The following is a 3,296-nucleotide window of genomic DNA, read 5'->3' on the forward strand; positions in this document are numbered from 1 at the left end:
ATCTCGTAGTCGATTCCATTTACGGAGAAGGCGATTGTCTCGCCCTTTCCTTCCACAATGGGAGTTCCGTCGATATCGTCGACGTGTTCGACAACTATTTGGCGCGCCATTCCAACTCCTTCGTCACTTTTATGCACCCACTCTACGTCCATTGCACAATGCTCGCCTCAGCCAAAATGCTGTGCCCGACACGCATGCATCGAAAATGACAACTCGGACGGAATTCTTGGCGGAAAAACCCTCATCCACCAGGCGGGTCAGCTCGAATCCACGGCGGGGTGTTGGATGTAACCGCAGTCAAGGGGGTGATACTCGATGTCCACAGGTCAGCGGCGGGCAGCGACAGGATTCCCCCAAATAGATACGGTGCCTCGCATTCGATTGTTTCGGAGTCGCCGAGGGTGAGTTGCTGTTCGTGGAAGTCGAAATGCCTTGTTGAATAACGGTACAGCTCGACAATGGTCATGAACCGCACCGAGAACGGCATCCCCCGCCGCAGGTCCTCGTCCGATTCACGGTGCAGGTGGCGGACGAGGGAGGCGCTCACTCGATCGAGTTTCGCGCCCGCTCTATTGTTGTTGAACACCAGTGCGGCGGCGCAGGAACCGTAGTAGTTCACCACCTTGAGGTGCCCAAGAGCATATGCACCGGGGTGATACAGCCGGCGAAGTCGTATTGGGAGGTGTGAGGGTGACGGGTCCGCGCACACTCGCCGGCCGTGCTACCTGGGCAAACGTCCACTACGGCGGTTTCCGCGCGCGTGTGATGAGCGGGCGGAACATGGGGCGCTGTCGTCTACCGCTTGGCGTAGTCGGCGACGCCGGTCCAGTCGATGACCACGCAGGGCTCATCGCCGAGGATCCAGGCGTCGTGTCCGGGCGGGCAGATCATGAGATCGCCGGGGCCGAACTCCATGTCTTCCCCGTCGTCCATGACGATCTTCATACGACCCGAGATGACGTAACCCATGTGAGCGGCCTGGCAGCTGTCTGTCTTGGCTATCGGTTTGACGTGTTTGGACCACTGCCAGCCGGGCTGGAAGGTCGCCCTCCCCACAGCGCCGGAAGTGACGTTGACGAGTTCGAGCTTGCCCATGTCGTCCTCGAAGGGGCGGGTTTCCTCGGGTGAATCGAGACTCTTGCGGATGAGACCGGACATCGGTTGTCCTCCCACGTCGTTGTGGCGGCACCCACAGATGCGGCGGACCTTCGACCGGCAAATAGGGAACCGCGGGCTGAAGCGATTTCCTGGCTCTTCGATTCTAGGCTGGCACGCGGGGTCGGCCTATTTGCAAGGGAGGCGGTGGTGATAACGATGAAAAATCAGGCCACACTCCGAACTCGATTGGCGAATTGTTTGGACTCGACATCGGGACCCCTAACAGTTGGCCCAGTTCGACGGAATCACCGCGAGCCCGAATCGGCATCCGTGCGTAAGCTCCTCGCGAGCGGAACCCTGAAGACCTACAAGGACTTCCCGCACGGCATGCCCACCACACGAAGGCGACGCAGGTTTGGCGTGGGTGGCGAACGCACCGGTCCGCGCCATAGCCCTAGACCGATCCGGTTGCGGAACCGGCTTCTGCAAAGCTTGTCGCCTCGAAGGGCCGACGTGTCGCGGTAGCTCCCGCTGGGCCTGTGGGCAGTTCGGTGGCTGATGGACCCGTAGCTCCGATGATGAAGACCGGCGTCACGCCGCCGTCCCGTGCTCCAGGCTTCCGTGGACGAAAGTCGGGTGGGTGCCCGGTGCGAAGGGGCTGGCGGTCAGTTCGCTGGTGGGGAAGAACTGCACGAAGCGGCTGTCGTGCTGTGATCGGTCGACGAGGGTCTTTTCGACGACGCAGGAGGTGTATTGCTGTGCGGTGGACTCGATGGTGTTGGCGTTGATGATGAGTTCTTGGCCCCACCGCGAAGCCCACCCGGAAATGCCTGGCAACTTGCTGTGTTCGGGGGTCAGCAGCTCGGCGGCGAGCACGTTTTCCGACATCCCCCACACGCCGGTGTCGGTGTTGAGTAACAAGGTTTGGTTGCCAGTGGCGTGGCCGGGAGTGCGGATGAGGGAGACGCCGGGGCCGAGCAGTCGGTCACCATCGATGGGCAAGATGCGGTCGGGGTCGAGATCGATGAAGGTCTCGGGCTGGTACCAAGGCCGCTGCAACGGGTGCAGGTCCTTCATCGCTTCCAGCTCGTGGCGCTGGACCACCAGCTTGGCGTTGGGGAACCAACCCTGTACCGGGGTGTCGGGGGAAATGTCGGTCTGGGGCTTGGTGGTGCCGAGTAATCTGCGCACGTCTTGGGTGTGCAGGTGGTCGAAGGCCAGGTAGTCCACCTCGACCGGATCGATGCCTAGCCTGGCGAGGTTCGCGGGAACGGTGCCGTGCTCGGTCAGCATTCTGGCGAGCACCGGCGCCGGTGTTTGATCGCGGAGTGCGGCAAAATACGGGGTGTTGGCGTCGAGCTCGAAATCGCTGGGCTCCCAAACGAGTGTCTTCTGTGTCCCGTCGCTGTCGTTCCAGCGCACGATCATCATTCGGTTGGTGATGAACAGGAATGGTGCCGGTGAAGACGGGGCGCGCCACAACCCGAATTTCGTCGGATAGGGCAACGTAATCAGGTCGTGTGTGGAGACGCGCGAGGGCGTACCGGTCGCGGCGAACTCACGTTTGAAGTCGGCGGCGGCTTGCCGCGCTATGCGCAATGCCGCTCCCGGTCCGCCCTGGGTGGTGTGGATGCGCTCGAGGGTGGGGATTGGTGCGCCGAGATCCACAGGGGCGGGTACTGGAATCGTCAGCGGGGCGCCGCTGGTCGCCGCCATGTGTCGTGGCTCTGCGGTGGGGATCATGCGTTTGAGCGCTTCGAGTGGGGCGGTGATCACTGTGGACATGTTCACGACGTTAGACCTGGTCAGGGTATGAGTGCTGAGCATGGTAGGACCAAGATGGTTGGCTTCTTTTGGACGTCGAGGGAGTGGGCGTGTTGCCCCCTCCGCAACGAACAGCGTCGTAGACAAATGCGCATTTGACCCCTGGCCATGGACTCGACCGGAATGGTGAAGTGCCGCCGCCGAGCGGAGCCGGATGGTTGTCCTCTTGTCCGGATCGGCGATGGCCGCGCAGACTAAGGGTGTTGCGGGCGGAAGCACCTGGTGCGTGCGTGCCGATCGGGCACCCGATGATCCGGCCGGAACCCTGCCGGTCATCATTCAGTATCCAGGAGCTTTACATGCCCAGTCCCAGCCCCGGTTATTCGATCACCGTCCGCGTCCATGCACCGGTCGGCGCCGGCACCACGTCGACG

4 protein-coding genes are annotated in these 3,296 nt (G+C 62.0%); all 4 read right to left on the minus strand.

The features are described from left to right. Nucleotides 1-110 (minus strand): Lsr2 dimerization domain-containing protein (locus tag AC1DWT_RS50255; RefSeq protein WP_477926173.1); only part of this gene is annotated, 110 nt, incomplete at its 3' end. A gap of 131 nt (nucleotides 111-241) precedes the next feature. Further along, on the minus strand, nucleotides 242-619 hold the full coding sequence (locus AC1DWT_RS50260; protein WP_477926171.1) for a hypothetical protein: 378 nt from the start codon (nucleotides 617-619) through the stop codon (nucleotides 242-244). Between the two features lie 176 nt (nucleotides 620-795). Further along, nucleotides 796-1,158: a cupin domain-containing protein gene (locus AC1DWT_RS50265; protein WP_005261941.1), complete on the minus strand. Its 363-nt coding sequence runs from the start codon at nucleotides 1,156-1,158 to the stop codon at nucleotides 796-798. A 531-nt stretch (nucleotides 1,159-1,689) separates the two neighbouring features. After that, nucleotides 1,690-2,883 carry an MBL fold metallo-hydrolase gene (locus tag AC1DWT_RS50270; RefSeq protein ID WP_477926172.1) on the minus strand — a complete coding sequence of 398 codons (1,194 nt, stop codon included), beginning with the start codon at nucleotides 2,881-2,883 and terminating at the stop codon, nucleotides 1,690-1,692. Nucleotides 2,884-3,296 lie beyond the last annotated feature (413 nt).

This window comes from Rhodococcus sp. P4_B6 (genome assembly GCF_056402215.1).